Source organism: Pseudonocardia broussonetiae (genome assembly GCF_013155125.1).
In the GTDB taxonomy this organism is placed as follows: domain Bacteria; phylum Actinomycetota; class Actinomycetes; order Mycobacteriales; family Pseudonocardiaceae; genus Pseudonocardia; species Pseudonocardia broussonetiae.
Genome location: NZ_CP053564.1, coordinates 3,326,747 through 3,350,722, shown reverse-complemented (window position 1 = coordinate 3,350,722; position 23,976 = coordinate 3,326,747). Strand labels below are relative to the sequence as shown.

Annotated in this window: 25 protein-coding genes; 19 read left to right on the top strand and 6 right to left on the bottom strand. The window is 74.1% G+C overall.

The window, feature by feature from the left end; genetic code table 11:
- Positions 1–43 precede the first annotated feature (43 nt).
- From HOP40_RS36605 to HOP40_RS16540, 11 genes are all read left to right on the top strand, one after another.
- On the top strand, positions 44–154 hold the full coding sequence (locus HOP40_RS36605; protein WP_338053067.1) for a putative leader peptide: 111 nt from the start codon (positions 44–46) through the stop codon (positions 152–154).
- Between the two features lie 60 nt (positions 155–214).
- Complete coding sequence (locus HOP40_RS16580) at positions 215–1,891, top strand: nitrite/sulfite reductase (protein ID WP_172159596.1); 1,677 nt, start codon at positions 215–217, stop codon at positions 1,889–1,891.
- Positions 1,888–2,034 (top strand): PDDEXK family nuclease, encoded by a 147-nt coding sequence (locus HOP40_RS16575; protein ID WP_170183721.1) that lies wholly within the window; start codon positions 1,888–1,890, stop codon positions 2,032–2,034. Before HOP40_RS16580 ends, HOP40_RS16575 begins: the two co-directional genes overlap by 4 nt.
- Positions 2,031–2,735 carry a phosphoadenylyl-sulfate reductase gene (locus HOP40_RS16570; RefSeq protein WP_172159594.1) on the top strand — a complete coding sequence of 235 codons (705 nt, stop codon included), beginning with the start codon at positions 2,031–2,033 and terminating at the stop codon, positions 2,733–2,735. The genes HOP40_RS16575 and HOP40_RS16570 overlap by 4 nt, the downstream gene beginning before the upstream one ends.
- The gene (gene cysD, locus HOP40_RS16565; RefSeq protein ID WP_172159592.1) at positions 2,732–3,634 is read left to right on the top strand and encodes a sulfate adenylyltransferase subunit CysD; all 903 of its coding nucleotides are present in this window, start codon (positions 2,732–2,734) and stop codon (positions 3,632–3,634) included. The genes HOP40_RS16570 and cysD overlap by 4 nt, the downstream gene beginning before the upstream one ends.
- The gene (locus tag HOP40_RS16560) at positions 3,634–4,896 is read left to right on the top strand and encodes a sulfate adenylyltransferase subunit 1 (protein WP_172159590.1); all 1,263 of its coding nucleotides are present in this window, start codon (positions 3,634–3,636) and stop codon (positions 4,894–4,896) included. The genes cysD and HOP40_RS16560 overlap by 1 nt, the downstream gene beginning before the upstream one ends.
- A 311-nt stretch (positions 4,897–5,207) precedes the next feature.
- Positions 5,208–5,336 carry a hypothetical protein gene (locus tag HOP40_RS36435; protein WP_275691359.1) on the top strand — a complete coding sequence of 43 codons (129 nt, stop codon included), beginning with the start codon at positions 5,208–5,210 and terminating at the stop codon, positions 5,334–5,336.
- Between the two features lie 111 nt (positions 5,337–5,447).
- Positions 5,448–6,518 carry an ABC transporter substrate-binding protein gene (locus tag HOP40_RS16555; protein ID WP_172159580.1) on the top strand — a complete coding sequence of 357 codons (1,071 nt, stop codon included), beginning with the start codon at positions 5,448–5,450 and terminating at the stop codon, positions 6,516–6,518.
- An 11-nt stretch (positions 6,519–6,529) separates the two neighbouring features.
- The gene (locus HOP40_RS16550; protein WP_172159578.1) at positions 6,530–7,315 is read left to right on the top strand and encodes an ABC transporter ATP-binding protein; all 786 of its coding nucleotides are present in this window, start codon (positions 6,530–6,532) and stop codon (positions 7,313–7,315) included.
- Positions 7,299–8,174, top strand: coding sequence for an ABC transporter permease (locus HOP40_RS16545; RefSeq protein WP_172159576.1), 876 nt, complete (start codon positions 7,299–7,301; stop codon positions 8,172–8,174). Before HOP40_RS16550 ends, HOP40_RS16545 begins: the two co-directional genes overlap by 17 nt.
- Positions 8,175–8,299: 125 nt before the next feature.
- Positions 8,300–8,503 carry a hypothetical protein gene (locus tag HOP40_RS16540; protein WP_172159574.1) on the top strand — a complete coding sequence of 68 codons (204 nt, stop codon included), beginning with the start codon at positions 8,300–8,302 and terminating at the stop codon, positions 8,501–8,503.
- A 99-nt stretch (positions 8,504–8,602) separates the two neighbouring features.
- Here HOP40_RS16540 and HOP40_RS16535 read toward each other — a convergent pair whose 3' ends face one another.
- Positions 8,603–10,456, bottom strand: a complete 1,854-nt coding sequence (locus HOP40_RS16535) for an FAD/NAD(P)-binding protein (RefSeq protein ID WP_172159572.1) — start codon at positions 10,454–10,456, stop codon at positions 8,603–8,605.
- A 41-nt stretch (positions 10,457–10,497) separates the two neighbouring features.
- Complete coding sequence (locus HOP40_RS36800) at positions 10,498–10,560, bottom strand: putative leader peptide (protein ID WP_420821821.1); 63 nt, start codon at positions 10,558–10,560, stop codon at positions 10,498–10,500.
- 247 nt (positions 10,561–10,807) lie between these two features.
- On the opposite strand from HOP40_RS36800, the gene HOP40_RS16530 reads away from it, so the two are divergent.
- The 4 genes from HOP40_RS16530 to HOP40_RS16515 all read left to right on the top strand — a co-directional run bounded on the left by HOP40_RS16530 (position 10,808) and on the right by HOP40_RS16515 (position 15,512).
- Positions 10,808–11,914: an LLM class flavin-dependent oxidoreductase gene (locus tag HOP40_RS16530; protein ID WP_172159570.1), complete on the top strand. Its 1,107-nt coding sequence runs from the start codon at positions 10,808–10,810 to the stop codon at positions 11,912–11,914.
- Positions 11,915–11,995: 81 nt separating this feature from the next.
- A complete protein-coding gene (locus HOP40_RS16525; RefSeq protein WP_172159568.1) occupies positions 11,996–12,808 on the top strand; it encodes a helix-turn-helix domain-containing protein in 813 nt (270 codons plus the stop codon).
- A gap of 35 nt (positions 12,809–12,843) precedes the next feature.
- Positions 12,844–14,745, top strand: a complete 1,902-nt coding sequence (locus tag HOP40_RS16520) for an ATP-binding cassette domain-containing protein (protein WP_172159566.1) — start codon at positions 12,844–12,846, stop codon at positions 14,743–14,745.
- The gene (locus tag HOP40_RS16515; RefSeq protein ID WP_172159564.1) at positions 14,742–15,512 is read left to right on the top strand and encodes an enoyl-CoA hydratase-related protein; all 771 of its coding nucleotides are present in this window, start codon (positions 14,742–14,744) and stop codon (positions 15,510–15,512) included. The genes HOP40_RS16520 and HOP40_RS16515 overlap by 4 nt, the downstream gene beginning before the upstream one ends.
- A gap of 2 nt (positions 15,513–15,514) precedes the next feature.
- Here HOP40_RS16515 and HOP40_RS16510 read toward each other — a convergent pair whose 3' ends face one another.
- On the bottom strand, positions 15,515–16,084 hold the full coding sequence (locus HOP40_RS16510; protein WP_172159562.1) for a TIGR03086 family metal-binding protein: 570 nt from the start codon (positions 16,082–16,084) through the stop codon (positions 15,515–15,517).
- Between the two features lie 72 nt (positions 16,085–16,156).
- On the opposite strand from HOP40_RS16510, the gene HOP40_RS16505 reads away from it, so the two are divergent.
- Positions 16,157–16,960 carry an NAD-dependent protein deacetylase gene (locus tag HOP40_RS16505; protein ID WP_172168470.1) on the top strand — a complete coding sequence of 268 codons (804 nt, stop codon included), beginning with the start codon at positions 16,157–16,159 and terminating at the stop codon, positions 16,958–16,960.
- 769 nt (positions 16,961–17,729) lie between these two features.
- On the opposite strand, the gene HOP40_RS16500 is transcribed toward HOP40_RS16505, so the two are convergent.
- Positions 17,730–17,891: a hypothetical protein gene (locus tag HOP40_RS16500; RefSeq protein ID WP_172159560.1), complete on the bottom strand. Its 162-nt coding sequence runs from the start codon at positions 17,889–17,891 to the stop codon at positions 17,730–17,732.
- 44 nt (positions 17,892–17,935) lie between these two features.
- Here HOP40_RS16500 and HOP40_RS16495 point away from each other — a divergent pair, with 44 nt between their 5' ends.
- A complete protein-coding gene (locus tag HOP40_RS16495) occupies positions 17,936–18,901 on the top strand; it encodes a zinc-binding dehydrogenase (protein WP_172159558.1) in 966 nt (321 codons plus the stop codon).
- A 135-nt stretch (positions 18,902–19,036) separates the two neighbouring features.
- Complete coding sequence (locus tag HOP40_RS16490) at positions 19,037–19,462, top strand: MarR family winged helix-turn-helix transcriptional regulator (RefSeq protein WP_172159556.1); 426 nt, start codon at positions 19,037–19,039, stop codon at positions 19,460–19,462.
- A gap of 158 nt (positions 19,463–19,620) precedes the next feature.
- Here HOP40_RS16490 and HOP40_RS16485 read toward each other — a convergent pair whose 3' ends face one another.
- Both HOP40_RS16485 and lepA read right to left on the bottom strand, forming a co-directional pair.
- Positions 19,621–19,995 (bottom strand): hypothetical protein, encoded by a 375-nt coding sequence (locus HOP40_RS16485; protein ID WP_172159554.1) that lies wholly within the window; start codon positions 19,993–19,995, stop codon positions 19,621–19,623.
- A 4-nt stretch (positions 19,996–19,999) separates the two neighbouring features.
- Positions 20,000–21,841 carry a translation elongation factor 4 gene (gene lepA / locus HOP40_RS16480; RefSeq protein ID WP_172159552.1) on the bottom strand — a complete coding sequence of 614 codons (1,842 nt, stop codon included), beginning with the start codon at positions 21,839–21,841 and terminating at the stop codon, positions 20,000–20,002.
- 275 nt (positions 21,842–22,116) lie between these two features.
- Here lepA and HOP40_RS35480 point away from each other — a divergent pair, with 275 nt between their 5' ends.
- On the top strand, positions 22,117–23,967 hold the full coding sequence (locus tag HOP40_RS35480) for a GGDEF domain-containing protein (RefSeq protein ID WP_205347209.1): 1,851 nt from the start codon (positions 22,117–22,119) through the stop codon (positions 23,965–23,967).
- The last annotated feature ends 9 nt before the right edge of the window (positions 23,968–23,976 follow it).

The following is a 23,976-nucleotide window of genomic DNA, read 5'->3' as shown; positions in this document are numbered from 1 at the left end:
GGCGCCGATGGATCGCTGCCCGGACAAGTGGCACTCTGGGCGGGTGACCGCGCCCATGCCCGCCCCGTTCGCCGGGGCCGCGGCATTGGTCCTGCGCCTCGTCGCCCGGCGCCACGTGGACCTGAGCCGCGTGAGCAGCGCGATCTGTCGCTGACGCGTTCTCCTCGCGTCCCCTCGAACACCTCGGCGCACCACCGCCATCGGAGGCACTGCTTTGCCGCCCACCACACCTGCCCGCGTCCCCGCCAAGCGCAAGCGCGGCGAGGGCCAGTGGAAGCTCGGCCACCGCGAGCCGCTCAACCCGAACGAGCGCACCAAGAAGGACGACGACGGGCTCAACGTCCGCGCGCGGATCGAGAACGTCTACGCCAAGCGCGGCTTCGACTCGATCGACCCGGCCGACCTGCGCGGCCGGATGCGCTGGTGGGGGCTCTACACGCAGCGCAAGCCCGGGATCGACGGCGGCCGCACGGCGGCGCTGGAGCCCGAGGAGCTCGACGACTCCTACTTCATGCTCCGCGTCCGGCTCGACGGCGGCGCGCTGACCACCGAGCAGCTGCGCGCCCTCGGCGAGATCAGCCAGACCTACGCCCGCGACACCGCCGACGTCACCGACCGGCAGAACATCCAGTACCACTGGATCGACGTCGTCGACATGCCCGCGATCTGGAAGAAGCTCGAGGGCCTGGGCATGGTCACCACCGAGGCCTGCGGCGACACCCCGCGCGTCGTGCTGGGCTCCCCGGTCGCGAGCGTCAGCGCCGACGAGGTGCTCGACCCGCAGCCTGCCATCGACGAGATCGTCGAGCGCTACGTCGGCAACCCGGAGTTCTCGAACCTCCCCCGCAAGTTCAAGACGGCGATCTCGTGGCAGCAGGACGTCGCCCACGAGATCAACGACGTGTCGTTCATCGGCTCGGTGCACCCCGAGCACGGCCCCGGCTTCGACGTGTGGGTCGGCGGCGGCCTGTCGACGAACCCGAAGATCGCGCAGCGCCTGGGCGCGTGGGTGCCGCTCGACGAGGTCCCCGACGTGTGGGCCGGGATCATCGGCGTCTTCCGCGACTACGGCTACCGCCGCCTGCGCCACCGCGCGCGCATCAAGTTCCTCGTGGCCGACTGGGGCGTCGAGGAGTTCCGCCGCGTGCTGGAGGACGAGTACCTGGGCCGGAAGATGGTCGACGGCCCGGCGCCCGCCACGCCCGAGCACCCGATCGACCACGTCGGCGTCCACAAGCAGGTCGACGGCCGCAACTACGTCGGCGTCGCCCCGGCCTCCGGACGCGTCTCGGGCACCACGCTCGTCGCGCTCGCCGACGCCGTCGAGAAGGCGGGCTCGCGCCGCGTGCGGCTCACCGCGCAGCAGAAGATCGTCGTGCTCGACGTCGCCGACGGCAAGGTCGACGCCCTGGTCGCCCGGCTCAACACGCTGGGCCTGCAGGCCGACCCGTCGCCGTGGCGCCGCGCCACGATGGCGTGCACGGGCATCGAGTTCTGCAAGCTCGCGATCGTCGAGACCAAGGAGCGGGCGATCCGGCTGGTCGAGGAGCTGGAGAAGCGCCTGGCCGACGTCGTGCCGGAGCACCCGATCTCCATCCACCTCAACGGCTGCCCCAACTCCTGCGCCCGCACGCAGGTCGCCGACATCGGGCTCAAGGGCCAGATCGTCACCGACGCCGCGGGCAACCAGGTCGAGGGCTTCCAGGTGCACCTGGGCGGCGGGCTCGGGCTGGACTCGGGCTTCGGGCGCAAGCTGCGCGGCCTGAAGGTCACCAGCGCGGAGCTCGGCGACTACGTCGACCGGGTGGTCCGCAAGTTCGCGGAACAACGCACCGACGGCGAGCGCTTCGCCCAGTGGGTGCTGCGGGCCGACGAGGACGACCTGAAGTGAGTGAGCGGGCCGTCCCGTTCTACTGCCCGTACTGCGGCGACGAGGACCTGCGGCCCGCGGAGGCCGCGCACGGGGCCTGGTACTGCGGCTCGTGCCTGCGCACGTTCACGCTGAAGATGATCGGGATCGGAGTTCCCTCATGAGTGTCGCCACCGAGCTGGACCTGCGCGCCACCGCCGAGCGCGGTGCCGCCGAGCTGGGCCCGGACGCCACCGCGCAGCAGCTGCTCGACTGGGCCGCGCGGACGTTCGGCGGCCGGCTGATCGTCGCGTCGAACATGCAGGACGCCGTGCTCGTCGACCTCGCCGCGAAGGCCGCCCCCGGCGTCGAGGTCCTGTTCCTCGAGACCGGCTACCACTTCGCCGAGACCATCGGCACGCGCGACGCGGTCGAGCACGTCTACGACGTCCGGATCGTCAACGCGCAGGCGCGGCGGTCGGTGGCCCAGCAGGACCTCGAGTTCGGCAAGGACCTGTTCGCGCGCGACCCGGGGGCCTGCTGCGCGATGCGCAAGGTCGAGCCCCTGCAGGACACGCTCGCCGGCTACGACGCCTGGGTCACCGGCGTCCGCCGCGTCGAGGCGCCGACCCGCGCGGGCACGCCGCTGATCCAGTTCGACGAGAAGTTCGGGCTGGTGAAGATCAACCCGATCGCGGCCTGGAGCGACGAGGATATGGACGCCTACATCGCGGCGAACGGGATCCTGGTCAACCCGCTCGTCAGCGAGGGCTACCCGAGCATCGGCTGCGCCCCCTGCACCGCGAAGCCGGCGCCCGGCGCCGACCCCCGATCCGGCCGGTGGGCCGGTACCGCCAAGATCGAATGTGGGTTGCACCCGGCATGACGGTTCCCGTGATGGACGCCCTCGACGCGCTGGAGTCGGAGGCCATCCACATCTTCCGCGAGGTCGCGGGCGAGTTCGACCGCCCCGTGATCCTGTTCTCCGGCGGCAAGGACTCCACGCTGCTGGTGCACCTGGCCGTCAAGGCCTTTGCGCCCGCGCCCGTGCCGTTCCCGCTGCTGCACGTCGACACCGGGCACAACTACGCCGAGGTCATCGCGTTCCGCGACGCGATCGTCGAGCGGCTGGGCCTGCGGCTGGAGGTGGCGCACGTCCAGGACTGGATCGACGACGGGCGCCTCACCGAGCGCCCCGACGGCACCCGCAACCCGCTCCAGACCGTGCCGCTGCTCGACTCCATCGTCGAGAAGAAGTACGACGCGGTGTTCGGCGGCGGGCGCCGCGACGAGGAGCGCGCCCGCGCCAAGGAGCGGATCATGTCCCTGCGCGACGGCTTCGGCCGCTGGGACCCCCGCAGCCAGCGCCCCGAGCTGTGGAACCTCTACAACGGCCGGCACGCCCCCGGCGAGCACGTCCGCGTGTTCCCGATCAGCAACTGGACCGAGCTCGACGTCTGGCGCTACATCCAGCGCGAGCGCATCGAGCTCCCGTCGATCTACTACTCCCACCGGCGCGAGGTGTTCCGCCGCGACGGGATGTGGCTGGCCGAGGGCCCGTGGGGCGGCCCGCGCGGCGGCGAGGCGCTCGAGGAGCGCACCGTCCGCTACCGGACGGTGGGCGACGGCTCGTGCACCGGCGCCGTCGAGTCCACCGCCACCACGCTGGACGAGATCATCGCCGAGGTCACGGCCTCGCGGCTCACCGAGCGCGGGGCCACCCGCGCCGACGACCGGCTCTCCGAGGCCGCCATGGAAGACCGGAAGCGCGAGGGCTACTTCTGATGAAGGATCTGCTTCGATTCGCCACGGCGGGCTCCGTCGACGACGGGAAGTCCACGCTGGTCGGCCGGCTGCTCTACGACACCAAGTCGGTGCTGGCCGACCAGATCGAGGCCGTGCAGCGGGCGTCGGTCGACAAGGGCCTCTCCACGCCCGACCTGTCGCTGCTCGTCGACGGCCTGCGCGCCGAGCGCGAGCAGGGCATCACCATCGACGTCGCGTACCGCTACTTCTCCACGCCGACGCGCGAGTTCGTCCTCGCCGACACCCCCGGCCACGTGCAGTACACCCGCAACACCGTCACCGGCGCCTCCACCGCGGAGCTCGCGGTCCTGCTGGTCGACGCCCGGTACGGCGTGGTGGAGCAGACCCGCCGGCACGCGGCCGTGCTCGCGCTGCTGCAGGTCCCGCGGCTGGTGCTGGCCATCAACAAGATCGACCTGATCGGCTACGACCAGGCCGCGCTGGAGGCGATCGGCAAGGACTTCGCCGGGCTCGCCCGCTCCCTGGGCTTCGCCGACGACGCCGTCGTCACGATCCCGGTGTCGGCGCTCGTCGGCGACAACGTCGTCGACCGCTCCGGGCACACCCCCTGGTACACCGGCCCGACGCTGCTCGGGCACCTGGAGTCCGTGCCGGTCACCCCGCCCGAGGCGGACTCGCCGTTCCGGATGCCGGTGCAGTACGTGATCCGCGAGCACGCGAGCGACTACCGCGGCTACGCGGGCCAGGTCGCGTCCGGCACCGTCCGCCCCGGCGACGCGGTGGTCGTGCTGCCCGGCGGCGCCACCACGACGGTCGCGGGCGTCGACACCGCCGACGGCCCGCTCGACGCCGCCGGCGCGGGCCGCAGCGTCACCGTCCGGCTGGCCGACGACATCGACCTCTCCCGGGGCGACGTCCTGGCCGCCGCCGGCGCCGCCCCGCGCGTCACCAACGAGCTGGACGCCACGCTCTGCTGGCTCTCGGACAAGCCCCTGCGACCGGGCGCGCGGCTGCTGCTCAAGCACGGCACCCGCACCACGCAGGTGATCGTCGGCGCGCTGGGCCAGCGGCTCGACACCGACACCGTGTCCTACGTCGACGCGCCGGAGCAGCTGGCGATCAACGACATCGCGCGGGTCTCCCTGCGCACCGCCGACGCCCTGCCCGTCGACGACTACGCCGACATCCGCGCCACCGGCGGCTTCCTGCTCATCGACCCGCCCACCGGCAACACCCTCGCCGCGGGCCTCGTGGGCGACCCGCTGCGCCTGCAGGCCTGACGGCACCCCCGACACCGCCGGCTCGCACACACCTCGCGGGGCTCGCACACAGGTCCGGACCTGTGTGCGGGCCCCGCGGCCTGTGTGCGAGCCGTCCCCCGACCGTGTCTCCTGTCACGTCCGGACACGTCGGCGGGCGGAACCGGCCCGTCCGGGCCCGCCGTGGGTGCGGCACGGGCGACCAGATCGGCGTCGTCGCAGGTCAGCGGGCCGGCGCCCCGTCACACGGCCTTTGACCGGACATTCGCGCCGCCGTCCTGCATGCCGGATGGCTCCTTGAACCCCGGCGCCGCGCGGCTCACGATGGAGCGGTGACGCCGACGGAGACCAGCGCGACGCCTTCCGGCGTGCCCGCGGCCCCGGCGCACCGCCTCGCCACGGACCTCGAGCGCTTCTGGCCGTCCCGCCGCGGCCACGCGTTCGACGAGTTCTGTCGCTGATCCTTCCGTTCCACCCCTGCGCGGCCCCCTCGTGCCCGCACCCGCCCGCTCCGGCGCGCGCCGACGAGATCGGCCTGCCGCGCCCCCCGAACCGAAGGACCACCACCCCCGATGTCCCGCCTCCGGACCACCCTGGTCGTCGCCGTCACCGCGGCGCTGGCCCTCGCCGGCTGCTCCCGCGCCGAACGCACCCCCGACGCCGCCGCCCCCGCGGCCGGCGGCACCGCCGCCGAGCTGCGGCTGGGCTACTTCCCCAACGTCACCCACGCCGCCGCCATCATCGGCGACCAGGAGGGCCTGTTCACCGCCGAGCTCGGTGACACCACGCTCACCACCCAGAACTTCAACGCGGGCGGCGACGCCGTCAACGCGCTGTTCGGCGGCTCGATCGACGCCACCTACATCGGCTCCGGCCCGGCGATCAACGCGTTCGCGCAGTCCGACGGCGAGGCCGTGCGGCTCGTCGCGGGCGCCACGGACGGCGGCGCGCAGCTCGTCGTCCGCCCCGACATCACCTCGCCCGAGCAGCTGCGCGGCACCACCATCGCCACCCCGCAGCTGGGCAACACGCAGGACATCGCGCTCAAGGTCTGGCTGAAGGACCAGGGCCTGACCGTGGGCGAGGCGCCCGACCAGGTGCAGATCGCCAACCTGGAGAACCCCCGCACGCTCGACGCCTTCCGCCAGGGCAGCGTGCAGGCCGCGTGGCTGCCGGAGCCGTGGAGCTCCCGCCTGGTCCTCGACGCCGGCGCCAGCGTGCTGCTCGACGAGCGCGAGCTGTGGGACGGCGGGCACTTCCCGACCACGGTGCTGCTCGTGTCGACCGACTTCGTCACGCAGTACCCGGACACCGTGCGCGCGCTGCTGCGCGGGCACATCGCCGCCACCGAGCTCGCGAACGCCGACCCGGCGCGCGCCGCCACGATCGTCAACGACGGCATCGAGGAGCTGACCGGCAACCGGCTCGCCGACCCCGTCATCGCCCGCGCCTTCACCGAGCTGACCCTCTCCACCGACCCGCTGGCCTCCACCTTCCCGCAGCTCGCCCAGGACAGCGTCGACGCCGGCATCGCCGACGAGCTCGTCGACCTGGCCGGGTTCGTCGACGTGGGCCCGCTCAACGCCGAACTCGAGGCGACCGGGCAGCCGGCCGTCGACGCCGCCGGACTCGACACTCCCTGAGGACTGATCTGATGACCGCCACGCTCGATCGCACCGTGCAGGCCCCGACCCGGCCCGCGGCCCAGCTCACCGGGGTCTCCAAGGTCTTCGGCGCCGGCGCGGGCGCCGTCACCGCGCTCACCGGCGTCGACCTGCGGGTCGAGCCGGGCGAGTTCGTGTGCCTGCTCGGCGCGTCGGGCTGCGGCAAGACCACCCTGCTCAACATGCTGGCCGGGCTCGACGAGCCCACGGTCGGCACGGTGGACGTCGCCACCGACCGCCCGGCGGTCATGTTCCAGGAGCCCGCGCTGCTGCCGTGGCTGACCGCCACCCGCAACGTCGAGCTGCCGCTGCGCCTCGCCGGGGTCGGCCGGTCGGCGCGGCGGAACACCGCGGGCGAGCTGCTGGAGCTGGTGCGGCTCGACGGCCAGGCCGCGAAGCGCCCGCACGAGCTGTCCGGCGGCATGCGCCAGCGCGTGGCCCTGGCCCGCGCGCTGGCGGCCACCACGGTCGGCTCCGAGCGCGGCAGCCGCCTGATGCTGATGGACGAGCCGTTCGCCGCGCTCGACGCCATCACCCGCGACGTGCTCCAGGGCGAGCTCGCGCGCGTGTGGCGGGCCACCGGCACCGCGGTCGTCTTCGTCACCCACGACGTCCGCGAGGCCGTCCGGCTGGGGCAGCGCGTCGTGCTGCTGTCCTCGCGCCCGGGCACCGTCGTCGGCGAGTGGGACCTCACCTCCGGCGACCGCGAGGTCCTGACCGAGGAGATCACCGACCGCCTGCGGGAGGTGATCTCGACGCATGGCCGCGCCGCCTGACGCCCTCACCCGCGACGACGCCGCCGCCGTCGCCGGGCTCGACGCGCTCGACACCCCGACCGCGCAGCGGGTCCCGCTCTGGCGGCGCCTGCTGTCGTCGTCGGTGCCGCCGCTGCTCACGCTCGTCGTCGTCATCGTGGCGTGGCAGGTGCTGTGGGCGTCGGCGATCTGGCCGGAGTTCAAGCTGCCCGCGCCGATCGCGGTGGCCGAGCAGTTCACCGAGATCGTCGTCGACGGCTCGATCTGGTCGATCACCTGGACCTCGGTCGGCCGCGCGATCGTCGGCTTCCTCGTGTCGGTCGCGATCGCCACCCCGCTGGGCCTGCTCGTCGCCAAGGTGTCGTTCGTGCGCCGCGCGATCGGGCCGCTGCTCTCGGGGATGCAGAGCCTGCCGTCGGTGGCCTGGGTGCCCGCGGCGGTGCTGTGGTTCGGGCTCACCGACGCCACGATCTACTTCGTCGTCCTGCTGGGCTCGGTGCCCTCGATCGCCAACGGGCTGGTCTCGGGCATCGACCAGGTGCCGCCGATCCTGGGCCGCGTCGGCGACGTCATGGGTGCGGGGCGCCTCGCCTCGGCCCGCCTGATCCTGCTGCCCGCCGCGCTGCCCGGCTACATCGCGGGCTGCAAGCAGGGCTGGGCGTTCGCCTGGCGCTCGCTGATGGCCGCGGAGATCATCGCGACCTCGCCGCAGCTGGGGGTGGGCCTGGGCGCCTACCTCAAGGAGGGCAGCGACGTGAACAACATCGCCGGGGTGATCTCGGCGATCGTGCTCATCCTGCTGGTCGGCGTCGGCATCGAGCTGCTGGTGTTCAAGCCGCTGGAGCGGCGCGTGCTGCAGGCGCGGGGGCTGGCGCTGTGAGCCCCGCTCCGCACCGGGACCTGGAACCGTTCTGGCCCTCGCGGCGGTTCCACGCGTTCGACGAGCGCTGTCGCTGACCCCGGTCAGCGCACCCCTCGTCCCCCCTCCCGGTTCGGAGCACACCCATGTCCACGTCCACTCGTGACGAGTCCCGACGCCACATCGCCGACCGCCTGCTGAGCTCGCTCGACGACCTCGTGCGGCGGCACCGGGCCCTCGCCCTGCACACCGAGCACGTCGACCTGCACGCCGAGCTGATCAGCGCCGAGGTGGCCCACCACCTCGCGATGACGCGCACCGCCCTGCACCGGCACCCGCAGCTGGGCTGAGCGCCCAGCCCGACTCACACGCAACGAGACCCCGACTCGCGAACGAGCCCGCGAGTCGCGGTCTCGTTGCGGCCGTGTCGGGGTCTCGTCGCGCGGCGCTCAGGCCGCCCGGTCCGCCGTCCGCGCCGCCGGGAGGCTGCGCAGCACGGCCCGGGCGACGGCGTCGTTGTAGCGCAGGCTCTGGGCGTTCATCCCGGGCCGGGTGAACGCGCCGGCCACCTTGACCGTCGTGTGCGGCCCCACCGCGAACCGCCGCGGGTGCACGTTGCCGTCGGCGTCGACCAGTGCGCCGTCCTCGGGCCGCACGCGGACCAGCCCGGTGTTGCGCAGGACGGTGCCGTCGGCGTCGACGAGGACGTCCTCGATGACGGCCCCTCGCCGCACCAGGTCGGCGAGCAGGGGGTCGGACGTGCGCGCGGCGCTCGGGTCGGGCAGCCGCGCGTCGACCAGCGCGGTGGCGCGCACCGGCTCCGCGCCGGCCAGGGTGGCGCTGCCCGCGGCGAACTCCCCGTCGACGACGTCGACCCACATCCCCGAACCCAGGAACCGGACGAACCCGGCCTCGGACAGCGCCAGCAGCTGCCGCACGCGGAACCCGGGCGGGCCGCTGGCCACGGAGTTGAAGAAGCCCTGCCACCAGGCCATGTCCGACGCCCGCGAGCGCGCGGTGAGCGAGCCCGACAGCCGCGTGGTCTCGCCGTAGACCGACAGCATCGCGACGAACGCGCCGAGGTGCGGGGTGTTGGCGTCGTCGACGTGCTGGCGCAGGTCCTCGGCGATCCGGGCGCGCACGAGCGGCTGCAGGGCGTCGAGGTCGGGGGCGCTGAGGCCGTCGAGGGGGCGGTCGAGCGCGGCGAAGTCGATGCGGTCGACCGGGTCCGGCACGGTCGACGCCAGCAGCGCGGCCATCTCCGGCGTGCCCCAGCGCAGCGCCGCGTAGGCGTCGGCGAACTCCTCCCACGGCACCGTGACGCGGTCGGGGTGGCCCACGAACAGCTCGTGGTACCAGCCCCAGGCGATCTCCTGGGCCATCAGCGGCCACGCCTGCTCACGCAGGTCGACGTCGCCGGCGGCGATCAGCGGGTCGACGGCGTCGGGCCCGAAGAACCGCGGCAGCGGCGGGCGCCCGGCCTTGAGCCCGTAGTGGGTCTTCGAGTGGTAGGGCGCCCCGCGCGGGGACCCGACGACCAGCCGCGGCTCGCGGCCCGAGGGCACGTAGCCGGCGTCGGTGTAGCGGCCGCCGCGGCCCTCGAACAGCAGGACCACGAGGTCGATGAACGCGAGCCCCATCCCGCGCACGATCACCGTCTCCCCCGGTTCCAGCACCGACAGGTCGGAGTCGGTCGTCTGCTCCGGCGCGAGGTAGCGCAGGCCGGGCACGGCGGCGAGGTCGAGCTCGTCGGGCGTGGGGCGGGCGTCGAGGTGGCCCGAGGCGAGCACGACGGAGTCGACGCGCAGCGGCGCCCCGTCCTCCAGGTGCACGACCTGCGCGCCACCCTCCTCGGTGAGCGCGGTGGCGCGGGTGCGGTGCACGTGCGCGCGCATCCCGGCAGGCAGCCCGGCGATGACCCGGTCGAGCACCCACGTCAGGTAGGCGCTCTGCAGGCGCCGGCTCGGGAACGTCGACGCCGTGACGGCGGCCAGCTCGTCGGCGAGGTCCGGGCCGACGTCGGGCCGGCTCTGCACCCAGTCCCACATCGACGGCCCGGGCCGGATCGGGCCTTCGCAGACGACGGTGTCGTCGGTGAACATCGTGACGTCGGCCGACATCGAGTTCATGGCCAGCAGCGGCGACTGCTCGTGGCGCCAGATCCGGCCCGCCCCGGCCGGGAACGGGTCGATCAGGTGCACGTCCAGGCCCCCGGGGTGCAGCTCGGGGGCGCTGGCGGCGAGGCGCTCCAGGATGCCGGCGCCACGCGGCCCTGCGCCGACGATCGCGATGGAGGAGGTCATGGGGTCCTCGGGGAGGGGGCGGACGGTGGACGGCCGCCGGCCTACAGCGCCGCGCTGGTGCGGCAGAGGTCGACGTGCCTCCGGCGCTTCAGCGGGATCCCCATGCCCTCGACGGTACGGGCGGATCACGGCCACGGCCAGCGCACCGGGCCCGCGTCACGCCTGGTGCGCCGGATCTGTTCCCGGTGCTCGACCACGTCACCCGTCCTTGCGCGGGCCCCGGCGCCGGTGTGGAGTGGAGCCATGCCCGTCCCGCTGGTGAGCCGCCGGCACGTCGACCTCGGTCGCGTGTGGTCGGCGGTGTGTCCGGGGTCCTGAGCCCCGCACACCCACCCACCGGAAGGACGCACCATGCCCGTCGAGTTCCTCGGGATCGGCGCCACGAACGACGGCTCCGAGACCCACGCCCGCTCCGGCCCCGCCTTCGACAAGGCCTTCACGCTCGCGCTGGCCCGCGCGCACGAGGAGAACGGCTGGGACCGCGTGCTCACCGCGTACGGCTCCGGCAGCCCCGACCCGGCCCAGGCCGCCGCGCTGATCGCCACCCACACCGACCGGCTGCAGCTGCTGCTCGCGCACCGCCCCAACGTCTCCTACCCGACGTTCGCCGCGAAGACGGTCGCCACGCTCGACCAGATCTCCGACGGCCGCCTCACCCTGCACGTGATCACCGGCGGAAACGACCACGAGCAGCAGCGCGAGGGCGACACGCTGCCCAAGGACCAGCGCTACGCCCGCACGCGCGAGGCGATCCAGATCTACAAGAAGGCGTGGACGTCGCGGGAGCCCTTCGACTTCCACGGCGAGCACTACTCCTTCGAGGACTTCGTGCTCGACGTCGAGCCCGCGCAGCGGCCGCGTCCGCTCATCTCCTTCGGCGGCTCGTCGCCCGCGGCCTACCGCGTGGGCGCCGAGGAGGCCGACATCTACGCGCTGTGGGGCGAGCCGCTGGCCGGCACCGCCGAGCAGATCGCCACGATCACCGACCTCGCCGTCGCGGCCGGGCGCCCGGCGCCGCGGTTCCAGGTGGCGTTCCGCCCCATCCTCGGCCGCACCGAGGAGGAGGCTTGGGAGAAGGCGTACGCCACCGTCGCCCGCATCCAGGACCGCACGCAGGGCGGGCAGCAGCTCACCCGCCGCCACAAGCTGACCGACCCGGAGAACGCGGGCTCGCAGCGGCTGCTGGCCGTGGCCGCGCAGGGCGAGCGGCACGACCGGGCGCTCTGGACGGTCACCGCGCAGGCCACCGGCGGCGCCGGCAACTCGACGGCGCTGGTCGGCACGCCGGAGACGGTGGCCGCCGCGCTGATGGACTACTACGACCTCGGCGTCCGCATCCTGTCCGCCCGCGGCTACGACATGATCGCCGACGCCCGCGAGTTCGGCCGCGAGGTGATCCCGCTGGTGCGCCAGGAGGTGGCGCGCCGGGACGCGGCCGCCGCCGCCGTCCCCGCCTGACGGCCGGCCTCCCGAGCCGCGCCCCGGGCATGACCTCCGAGGGCATCGAACCGCGTCGACGGGGCCGCTAGCGTCGACGCCGTGACCACCGCCACGCGAGCGACCACCGGCACCACGGCGTCGGCCTTCGGGTCCCTGCTCCGCGACTGGCGGCAGCGCCGCCGGCTCACCCAGCTCGACCTCGGGCTGGCCGCCGACGTCTCCGCCCGGCACCTGAGCTTCCTGGAGACCGGGCGCTCGCGGCCGAGCCGGGAGATGGTGCTGCACCTGTCGGAGGAGCTGGACGTGCCGCTGCGGGCGCGCAACGAGATGATGACCGCCGCCGGCTTCGCCCCGGCCTACAGCCACCACGACCTGGGCGACGCCGAGATGGACGAGGTCCGCGCCTCGCTGCAGCGGATCCTCGACGGGCACTCGCCCTACCCCGCGGTCCTCGTCGACGGCATGTGGAACCTGCTCGCCTCCAACACGGCGGTCGGCGTGCTCACCGAGCTCGTCGACCGCTCGCTGCTGACGGGACCGACCAACATCGTGCGGCTGGCGCTGCACCCGCGCGGGCTCGCGCGCCACGTCGTCGACCTGCCGGAGTACGCGGCGCACCTGGTGTCCCGGCTGCGGCGGCAGGCCGAGCGCTCGGCCACGACGGGGCTGCGGGCGCTGCTCGCCGAGGCGGTCGAGCACTGCCACGCCCAGGGCCTGGACGCCTCGGCCCAGCCGCGCGACCGGATCGTGCTGCCGCTGCGCCTGCGCCACCCCGACGCCGAGCTGACGTTCTTCTCGACCGTCGCCGTGCTCGGCGCCCCGCTCGACGTCACCCTCGACGAGGTCTGCATCGAGTCGTTCTTCCCCGGCGACGCGGCCACCGCCGACTACCTGCGGCGACGGGTCGGCTAGCGATCCCCCTGCCGATTTCCCCCCGCTCGGGGAGGATGGTGGGAGTGACCACTCCGCTGATCGGTGTCGAGGACGTGAAGACACCGGCCTGGGCGGTGGGCTACGAGAACGCGGCGGCGGCCGGGCTGCGCACGGTGGCCCGCACGACGCTGCGCACGTCCGGGCTGCTCGTCGGCTGGGCGTGGCGGGCGTCGCCGCGGCTGACGCTGCTCACCGGCGTCGTGCAGCTCGTCGCCGGGGCCGTCACCGCGTTCGGGCTCCTGGCCACCGCGAACGTGTTCACCTCGCTGCTGGAGCAGGGCCCGACGCCCGAGCGCCTGCTGGGCGCGCTGCCCGGGCTGGCGCTCGTCGTCGCGGCGTACGCGCTGCGCGGGCTGCTCGACTCGGCGGTGGCGACGGTGCAGGCCGCGCTCGTGCCGCTGGTGGAGCGCCGCGCGCAGGACGACCTGCACGCCGCCGTGCTCGGGCTCGACCTCGTCGCCTTCGACGACGCCGACTTCACCGAGCTCGTCGACCGCGTCGCCGAGCAGAGCATCACCCGCATCCGGATGGGCACGAACGTCACCGGCGACCTGCTGGCGTCGCTGGTGTCGATGCTGGCCGCGGTCGTCACCGCCGGGCTGCTGCACCCGCTGCTGCCGCTCGCGGTGCTCGCCGCCGCGGCGCCGCAGGGCTGGGCGACGCTCACCTCGGCCCGCGCGGGCTACCAGACCTTCGTCCGCACGCTCTCGCGCGTGCGGCGGATGGGCGTCACCGGGCACCTCATCACCCACCGCGACAACGCCGCCGAGCTGCGGGCGTTCACCGCCGAGCCGGTGCTGCTCGCCGAGCACCGGCGGATCAGCGGCGAGCTCGCGGAGGAGGCGGTGCGGCTCGGGCACCGCCGCACGCGCATCCAGCTGGCCGGCCGCACGCTGTCGGGCGTCGGCACCGCGGCGGGCTACGCGCTGCTGGGCGCGCTCGTCTACGTCGCCGCGATCCCGCTGGCGCTGGCCGGGGCGGCGGCGCTGGCCATGCGGATCGCGGGGCAGGCCGTGTCGTCGACGGTCTACGAGAGCAACCAGCTCGTCGACGCCGGCTACTACATCGAGCTCTACCGCACCTGCCTCGCCGGCGCCGCGGGCCGCCGCCGGCCCCCGCCCACCGCGGTGCTGCGCGGCGACCCCGAGGTCGTCACGCTCACCGACGTGGCGTTCCGGTACCCCGGCGCCGAGGAGCCGGCCGTCGACGGGGTGAGCGTGACGATGCGCCGCGGCGAGGTCATCGCGCTGGTCGGGGAGAACGGGTCGGGCAAGTCGACGCTGGCCAAGCTCATGGTCGGGCTCTACGTCGCCGAGCGCGGGCGCGTCGACTGGGACGGGGTGGACCTCGCGCACGCCGATCCGGCCGACGTGCTGTCGCGGGTGGCGGTCGTCCTGCAGGAACCGGTGCACTGGCCGACGTCGGCGGAGAACAACGTCCGGATCGGGCGGCTCGACCGCGCCGACGACGGCGACGCCGCCCGGGACGCCGCGGCGCGCGACTCCGGCGCCGACGCCGTGGTCGCCGAGCTGCCCGACGGCTGGCCGACCGTCCTGAGCCGGGAGTTCCAGGCCGGGCGCGACCTGTCGGGCGGGCAGTGGCAGCGGATGTCGGTGGCGCGCGGGCTCTACCGCGACGCCCCGTTCGTCGTCGCCGACGAGCCGACGGCGGCGCTGGACGCCCGCGCCGAGCACGCCGTCTTCGCCACCCTGCACGGGCGCACCGGGGCCGGCGCCGACCGCATCACGGTGCTGGTGACGCACCGGCTCGCCAACGTCCGCTACGCCGACCGGATCCTCGTGCTCGACCGCGGGCGGCTCGTGGAGTCGGGCCGCCACGACGAGCTGATCGCGCTGGGCGGGGTGTACCAGGAGCTGTTCGCGCTGCAGGCGAGCGCCTATACGGTCGACGCATGACCGAGCTGGTGCACCTCGACGTCGAGTCCGGGATCGCGACGATCACGCTGGACTCCCCCGACAACCGCAACGCCCTGTCCGCCCAGCTGCGCCGCGAGCTGATCGCGCACCTCGAGACCGCGCTGGCCGACGACTCCGCGCGCGTGATCGTGCTGAGCCACACCGGGCGCGTGTTCTGCTCGGGCATGGACCTCAAGGAGACGCGCGGCGCGGGCGTGTCCGAGCAGGGCGTCAACGAGGTGCCGGCGATCCTGACGACGATCTGGACCTCGCCCAAGCCGGTCGTCGCGCGCGTCGCGGGGCCGGCCCGGGCGGGCGGGGTCGGCCTGGTGTCGGCGTGCGACATCGCCGTGGCCGCCACCGACGCCACGTTCGCCTTCAGCGAGGTGCGGATCGGCGTGGTGCCGGCCGTCATCTCGGTGACGGTGCTGCCGCGGCTGCTCCCCCGCGCGGCGCACGAGCTGTTCCTCACCGGCGAGACGTTCGACGCCGCGCGCGCCGTGACCGTCGGCCTCGTCAACTCCGCGGTGCCCGCCGACGGGCTCGACGCCGAGGTCGCCCGCTACGCGGAGATGCTCCGCCTCGGGGCCCCCGGCGCCCTGGCCGCGACGAAGCGGATGCTGCGCGCGGAGCGCCCGGCGTCGATGGCGGGGCAGTTCGCGGAGATGCAGGAGCTCTCGGCCGGGTTCTTCGCGGGCGAGGAGGGGCAGGAGGGCATGCGCGCGTTCGCCGAGAAGCGCAAGCCCGCCTGGGTCGTCGAGGGCTGAGCTCAGGTCCGTCGCGGGTCGCGCCCGGACGCCGACAGCGCCCGCTCCCACGCGCTCGCGCCCTCGTCCAGCGGGACCTCCGGGCCGTACCAGCCGCCGTCGCGCCCCATCTGGGCCACCGGGCCGACGCCGTCGAGCACGACCTGCCCGAGGTCGTCCGGGACGTCGAGGCGCTGCCCGGTGGCGACGGCGAGGTCCCAGGCGTGCAGCGCGAACTCCGCGGTCATCAGCGAGCCGATCATCGCGGCCGGCATCGGCGTCTCGGCCATGTGCGCCTCGCCCTCCCAGGCGCCCGGGTCGTCCCAGGCGGCGGCGGTGGCGGCGGCCTGGGCCGCGCAGGCCTTCGCCCACTCCTCGTGGGCGACGCCGCCGAGCACCGGTGAGCTGCCGGGGTCCCACGGGCGGACCACGCGCCGGGCCGAGTTCTCGGCGAGCAGCATCCCCGACGCCATGTGGTCGATCAGGGCGGCGACGGTGAAGTCGGGGCACGGGGTGGGGTCGGTGAAGCGGGCGGGGTCGGCGCCGCGGATCGCGGTCACGGCCAGGTCGATCGTGCGGGACATGTCGTTCATGACGACGAGCCTGCCGCGCCGGCTCGGTCCGGTCTTGGAGGAACGCGACACGGTTACGCTGGATCCGTGCAGATGCTCGACGTCCTGGCCGGGCGGCCGCTGGTGGCGCTGACCGGTGCCGGCCTGTCCACCGACTCCGGCATCCCCGACTACCGCGGGCCCGGCTCGCCGCGCCGCACCCCGATGACCTACCAGGAGTTCGTGTCCGGGCCCGACGCGCAGCGCCGGTACTGGGCGCGCAGCCACGTCGGCTGGGCCCGGATGGCGCACGCCGCCCCCAACGCCGGGCACCACGCGCTCGCCGCACTGGAGGCGTGCGGGGTGCTGCGCGGGCTGATCACGCAGAACGTCGACGGCCTGCACTCCGAGGCCGGGCACCGCGACCTCATCGACCTGCACGGCCGCATCGACACCGTCGTCTGCCTCGGCTGCCGCGAGCGCACCGCCCGCGCCGCCCTGCAGGAGCGCTTCGCCGCCCTCAACCCCGGCTTCCTCGAGGTGGCGGCCGTCGAGATCCGCCCCGACGGCGACGCCGACCTCGACGACGTCGAGGGCTTCGAGCTGGCCTGGTGCACCTCCTGCGGCGGCGTCCTCAAGCCCGACGTCGTGTTCTTCGGGGAGAACGTGCCGCGCGAGCGCGTCGCCCGCGCCTACGCCCTCGTCGACGACCTGGTGCCCGTCGGCGGGGCGCTGCTCGTCGCGGGGTCGTCGTTGACGGTGATGTCCGGGCTGCGGTTCGTCCGGCACGCCCACAAGCACGGCGTGCCCGTCGTCATCGTCAACCGGGGCACCACCCGCGGCGACGACCTGGCCACCCTCCTCGTCGACGCCGGCTGCTCCGACGTCCTCCCGGCCCTGGTGGCCGCGGCGGCGTGAGGGCCGGGTTCCGCCGAGATGTGCGCCCGGCCGCGAGGACCAGGCGGGTGATCACCGAAAGCGCACCACCACGGTCCTCGGCGCGACGCTGAGGGCGCGCTCCCGACGATCACCGCTCCGTGATCACCGGGACCGCACCGCCAGGGTCGTCCGCACGACCCCCACGTCACACTCCCGACGATCACCGGTCCCACCGGCCGCAGCTGGGCGCTGCTGGGCGCTGCCGGCGGCACGACCCGAGCCGCGAGCGCCCCGATCGCCACCCGCCGCGGAGGCTGCCCCGCGACCGAGATGAGCGGCCGGAAGCGATGACCGGTCGGGTGATCGCCAAACCGCACCACTACGGCCCTCGGCCCGACCCTGACGGCGCACTCCCGACGATCACCGCCCGGTGATCACTGAAAGCGCACCACCACGGCCCTCGGCGCGACGCTGAGGGCGCACTCCCGACGATCACAGGCCGGTGATCACCGGAACCGCAGCACCACGGTCCTCCGCACGGCCCCCACGTCACACTCCCGACGATCACGGCCGCGGCCGGACACGGCCGGCCGCACCACCGGGCGCGAGCGCCCTGATCGCCACCCGCCGTGCGGAGGCCGCCCGCCGATCGGGATGTGGGCCCTGCCGCGACGACTGGCCAGTGATCACCGAGACCGCACCACCACAGCCCTCGGCGCGACGATGAGGTCACATTCCCGACGATCACCGAGACCGCGCCAGCCCGATCCCCCGGACACGTGAGACCACCCCCGAAAGCGGGGGCGGGCTACAGCCGCGTCACCAGCTCCGACACCCGGTCCAGGGCCAGTGCCACCAGGAAGCACAGGGGCAGCACCACCACCACGGCCAGCAGGACCTGCAGGGGGAAGGCCAGCTGCGTGACCCACAGCTCGACCGCGTCGTACCAGTCGGCGAGCGCACGTGTCACGGTCCACACGGTACCGACGGCCGCCGCCGACTAGGTTCCCACCCATGTTCGCCGTATACGCCGCAGAGCCCAACGCCGACGCTCCGCTCTCCTCCCTCACGGTCGGGGACCGGCCCGAGCCCGAGGCCCCCGAGGGGTGGGTCACGGTCGACGTCAAGGCCGCCAGCCTCAACATGCACGACATCTGGACGCTGCGGGGCGTCGGGATCAAGCCCGAGCAGTTCCCGATGATCCTGGGCTGCGACGGCGCCGGGACGCTGGAGGACGGCACCGAGGTCGTCCTGCACTCGGTGATCGGCGACCCCACGTGGGGCGGCGACGAGACGCTCGACCCCAAGCGCACGCTGCTGACCGAGAAGCACCAGGGCAGCTTCGCCGAGCGCGTGGTCGTGCCGGCCCGCAACGCGATCCCCAAGCCCGAGGGCCTGACGCTCGTGCAGGGCGCGTGCATGGGCACCGCGTGGCTCACGGCGTACCGCATGCTGTTCACCAAGTCCGGCCTGCGCCCCGGGCAGACGATGCTCGTGCAGGGTGCGTCGGGCGGGGTGTCGACCGCGCTGGTCCAGCTCGGCCGCGCGGCCGGGATGCAGGTGTGGGTGACCGGACGCACGGAGGAGAAGCGCGCGGTCGCCGAGCGGCTCGGCGCGCACGCCGTGTTCCCGTCCGGCGAGCGCCTGCCCGGCAAGGTCGACGCCGTGTTCGAGACCGTCGGCGAGGCCACCTGGTCGCACTCCATGCGCGCGCTGCGCCCCGGCGGCACCATCGTCATCTCCGGCACCACCAGCGGACCGAACCCGCCCGCCGACCTGCAGCGCCTGTTCTTCCTGCAGCTCCGCGTCGTGGGCTCGACGATGGGCACGCGCGACGAGCTGGCCGACATGCTGGCGTTCATCGCGACCGCCGGGATCACCCCGGAGGTCGGCCTGGAGCTGCCGCTCGAGCAGGCCGAGGAGGGCTTCCGGGCGATGCTGGACGGCACCGCGGCGGGCAAGATCGTGTTCACGCGCTGAGTAGTCGGACAGGACCGTCCGGGGCGAATCTGCACGGACAGACGCACGTGCAGCGAAACGCACGTACAGTGTGTCACCGTGTCCGAACCACGAAGTCGAACGGCGCCGGGGACCGTCTACGCCCCGGTGCCACCAGTGACAGGTCTGGTCGAGCTCCTGGACCGGTTGGACCGCGCGCTCGCCTCGGCGCTGTCCCCGGCCACCTCGGCGGAGGGCGTCAGCCGCGACGGCTGGCGCGTCCTCCTCATGCTCGCCCGCGGAGGCGGTCGGAGCATGGGGGAGATCGCCTCCCACACCGCGCTCCCGGCGCCCACCGCCACCCGGGTCGTCGACCGCCTGGTCGCCTCCCAGCTGGCCTTCCGGCGCACCGACCCGCTCGACCGGCGGCGCGTGCTGGTCCACCTGGCCGGTGACGGGAGAGCTGTCGTCGAGCGCGTCTGCGGACGCGTCGAGCGCGGCGCGGGCGAGGCGCTGGGTGCCTCGCACACCCCCGAGCGCGCCCAGCTCGCCGAACTCCTGGAGGCACTGGCGACCCAGCCGCTCGCCGTGCAGCGCCGCTAGCTCCCCGGAACCGACCGCCGCTCCCACCACCCCGGGCCCCCGCCGCCCTCCGACGGCACCGGCCCGTGGCGGCCGCGCACGACCCGCTCCCCCGCCTCCCCGTGCATGATCCGTCGCCCAGAGTGACGAACGCCACGGTCACCGTGCGTGATCGGAGATCAGGGGACGAGCGCCCCTGCCGTCGCCGCCCCCGCCGCCGCGTACGGGAACGCGGCCAGCAGCAGCACCCCCACGCCGACGACGAGCGCGCGGCGGAACCACGTGCCGCGCGTGGCCAGCCAGCCCGTGACGAACGCGATCGCCGGCGGCAGGACCGCCGCGTAGACGCCGGCGAGCCGGACGGCGAGGTCCTCGCGCGGCCCGGACAGGTCGACGCCCGAGACCCCCGCGACGACCAGCCCCAGCACGACGACGGCCAGCAGCCCGCCCAGCAGCAGCCCGGCCCGCTTCTTCGCGAGCCCGGCCAGCACGCCGAGGACGAACACCGCCACGAGGACGGCGGCGCCCACGGCGTTCGGGTCGGCGACGGTCACGGCGCTACTTCTTGGCCTTGTCCGCCGTCGAGTCGGTGGAGAGCGCGGCCACGAAGGCCTCCTGCGGCACCTCGACCCGACCGATGGTCTTCATGCGCTTCTTGCCCTCCTTCTGCTTCTCCAGGAGCTTGCGCTTGCGGGTGATGTCGCCGCCGTAGCACTTGGCGAGCACATCCTTGCGGATCGCGCGGATGTTCTCGCGCGCGATGATCCGCGACCCGATCGCCGCCTGGATCGGCACCTCGAACTGCTGGCGCGGGATCAGCTCGCGCAGCTTCGTGGTCATCGACGTGCCGTAGGAGTAGGCGTCGTCCTTGTGCCGGATCGCCGAGAAGGCGTCGACGGGCTCGCCCTGCAGCATGATGTCGACCTTCACCAGCTCCGACTCCTGCTCCCCCGCCTCCTCGTAGTCGAGCGAGGCGTAGCCGCGGGTGCGCGACTTGAGGGCGTCGAAGAAGTCGAAGATGATCTCGGCGAGCGGCATGGTGTAGCGCAGCTCGACACGGGTCTCGGACAGGTAGTCCATGCCGCCGAGCTGGCCGCGCCGGCTCTGGCACAGCTCCATGATCGCGCCGATGAACTCCGACGGCGCCAGGATCGTGGTCTTCACGATCGGCTCGTAGATCTGCGCGACCTTGCCGGTCGGCCAGTCGGACGGGTTGGTCACCGTCGTCTCCGAGCCGTCGTCCTTGACCACGCGGTAGACGACGTTGGGCGCGGTGGAGATGAGGTCCAGCCCGGCCTCGCGCTCGAGGCGGTCGCGGGTGATCTCCAGGTGCAGCAGGCCCAGGAAGCCGCAGCGGAACCCGAAGCCCAGCGCGGCGGACGTCTCGGGCTCGTAGGTGAGCGCGGCGTCGTTGAGCTGGAGCTTGTCGAGCGCCTCGCGCAGCTCGGGGTACTGCGAGCCGTCGACGGGGTAGAGCCCGGAGTAGACCATCGGGCGCGGCTCGCGGTAGCCCGTGAGCGGGGTCTCGGCGCCCTTGCGCTGGCTGGTGACGGTGTCGCCGACCTTGCTCTGGCGTACGTCCTTCACGCCGGTGATCAGGTAGCCCACCTCGCCGACGCCGAGCCCGACCGTGGCCTTGGGCTCCGGCGACACGATCCCGATCTCCAGGATCTCGTGCGTGGCGCCCGTCGACATCATCTTGATCCGCTCGCGCGGGGTGATCTTCCCGTCGACGACGCGGATGTAGGTGATGACGCCGCGGTAGGTGTCGTAGACCGAGTCGAAGATCATCGCGCGGGCCGGGGCGTCGGACTCGCCGACGGGGGCGGGCGTCACGCGGACGACCTCGTCGAGCACCTCCGCCACGCCGACGCCGGTCTTCGCGCTGACGCGCAGGACGTCGTCGGGCGCGCAGCCGATGATGTGCGCGATCTCCTTGGCGTAGCGGTCGGGGTCGGCCGCCGGGAGGTCGATCTTGTTGAGGACCGGGATGATCGTGAGGTCCTTCTCCATGGCCAGGTACAGGTTGGCCAGGGTCTGCGCCTCGATGCCCTGCGCGGCGTCGACGAGCAGGATCGCGCCCTCGCAGGCCTCGAGCGCGCGGCTCACCTCGTAGGTGAAGTCGACGTGGCCGGGAGTGTCGATCATGTGCAGGACGTGCTCGACGTCCCCGACCTTCCACGGCAGGCGCACGTTCTGCGCCTTGATCGTGATCCCGCGCTCCCGCTCGATGTCCATGCGGTCGAGGTACTGGGCGCGCATGGCGCGCTCCTCCACGACCCCGGTGATCTGCAGCATGCGGTCGGCCAGCGTCGACTTGCCGTGGTCGATGTGGGCGATGATGCAGAAGTTCCGGATCAGCTCCGGCGGGGTGAAGGTCTTGTCGGCGTACGAGGCCACTCACGGTTCCATTCAGCTGCGGGTTCCCCCCATGGTCCCACGGCGGCGGCGCGGCCCCGGCCACCCCGTCCGGGCACCGGTCGTAGCGCCCCGATCACGGAGTGCTCGACCATGTCGTACCCGACCGACCCGCGCTGTTGCATGTGCGCCTGCACGTGCGAACATGACCGCGTCGCTCAGGTCGCCGGGACCTTCGGGGATCTCGTCACCTGATCGCGCCGGGACCCCAGCCCCGGCGTGGACGAGCAGACCGACCGGCCCGAAGGGGGCGACCGGTGACCGTGCCCGCCGTCGACCGCATCGAGTACGACGGATGCAGTCTCATCGCCGGAGCCGCCGAGTGCGGCTGCCCGGCCGACGCACCGCGCCTGGGCGACGCCGGCGTCGAGGCCCGCGCGCGCGACATGTTCATCTGGCAGCAGAAGGCCCCGCCCGCCGGCCGCGCCGCCGCCCGCCGGGGCATCGACGGTCTGCTCGCGCACGCGCGCACGCGCGGGCCGTCCGACCTCGTCGCCGAGCTGCTGCGGATGTCCGCCCTGCTGCGGATCATGGAGGAGGACCCGGTCCACCTCGGCGAGATCGACACCCTGCTCGACGCCTACGCCGAGCTGGCCGAGCTCGACGACGACGCCTGCCGCCTGGCCGAGGTCGCCGTGCTGCGCGCGCACCGGTCGGCGATCTTCGACCACGGCGACGCGGCGCTGCCCGACACCGCGGCCGCGCTCGCGATCCTCGCCGACATCGGCGACCCGGAGCCAGGCCAGGGCGGCCTCGCGTGGACCCAGCGGATGTCGCGCACGCTCAACGGGCTGCTGCTGGTCCTGCTCAAGCTGGGCGCGCACGAGCTCGCCGACGAGGTCTCGCAGCGCGCGGTGGCCGTCGCCGAGTCCGGCAGCGGCCCGATCGACCGGCTCATCCACCAGCTCAACCGCGTGCGGCTGCAGCTGTCGTGGGCGCTGCGGCTCGAGCGCGGCGGGCGCGAGGCCGCGGCCGCCACGCGGTTCGTCGCCGCCGCCCAGATCGCGCACATCGCGGCGCGGCTGTGGACCAACGCCCGCGAGCGGCACTCCGGCATCGGCCTGCCGCCCGTCGAGGACTGCATCGTCGTCGGGGCCGCCTACGCGATGCAGCACCCCGGCCCGCAGCACCTGCAGCGGCTGGACCGGTTGGGCCGCATGGCCTTCCTGCTCGACGACCGCATCCTGCTGGCCATCGCCGCCGCCCGCTGCCACATGAAGGGCGGCAGCCCGTTCGACGCCGTGCGCGCCCTGGAGCCGCTGCGCGGCGAGCTGCTCGCGCGCGAGGGGCCCGAGCCGCTGCTCGCCCTCGCGCTGCACCGGGAGTTCGCGCGGGTCGAGGGCGCCGCTCGCGCCGACGTGCCGCGCCTGCCGGGGCTCGAGCACTACGCCGCCGCGCTCGAGGACGAGCTGTGGGCGCTGCGCGAGGCCCGGCTGCTCGCGCTGCGCAGCCACTCCGAGCACCACCGGCTCACCCGCGAGCACGGCGCCGTGGCCGCGCAGGCCCTGCAGGACCCGCTCACCGGCCTGCCCAACCGCCGTGCGCTCGACCTGCGCCTGGCCGAGGAGATGGGCGCGCCCACCAGCCAGCCGTGCGCGGTGGCGCTGGTCGACCTCGACCGCTTCAAGGACGTCAACGACGCCCGCTCGCACGCCGCGGGCGACCGCGTCCTGCGGGCCGTCGCCGCGTGCCTGCGCACCGCGCTCCGCGCCCCCGACATGGTCGCGCGCTACGGCGGCGACGAGTTCGTCGTCGTCATGCCGGCCACGCCGCTGCCGGTGGCGCGCGCGGCGCTGCTGCGGGCCGCGGAGGCGGTCGCGAGCCTGCCCGAGGACGTCGCGGCGGGCGTCACGATGTCGGTCGGGGTGGTCCGCGCCCCGCTCGACGCCGACCCGTCCGCCGCGCTGGCCGGCGCCGACGCCGCGATGTACCGGGCGAAGCGCCAGGGCGGCAACACGGTCGTCATCGGCGCGTCCGGCGACGTGCCGACCGGTCCCGTCGAGCGCACCGGGCGGCTGCGGCGGGTGATGTCGCAGGTCGGGTCCGGCCCGGGCAGGTCGGCCCGGGCCGGTGCGCCGCCCGGACCGCCGGAGACGGCCGGGCTGTAGGCGCCGGGC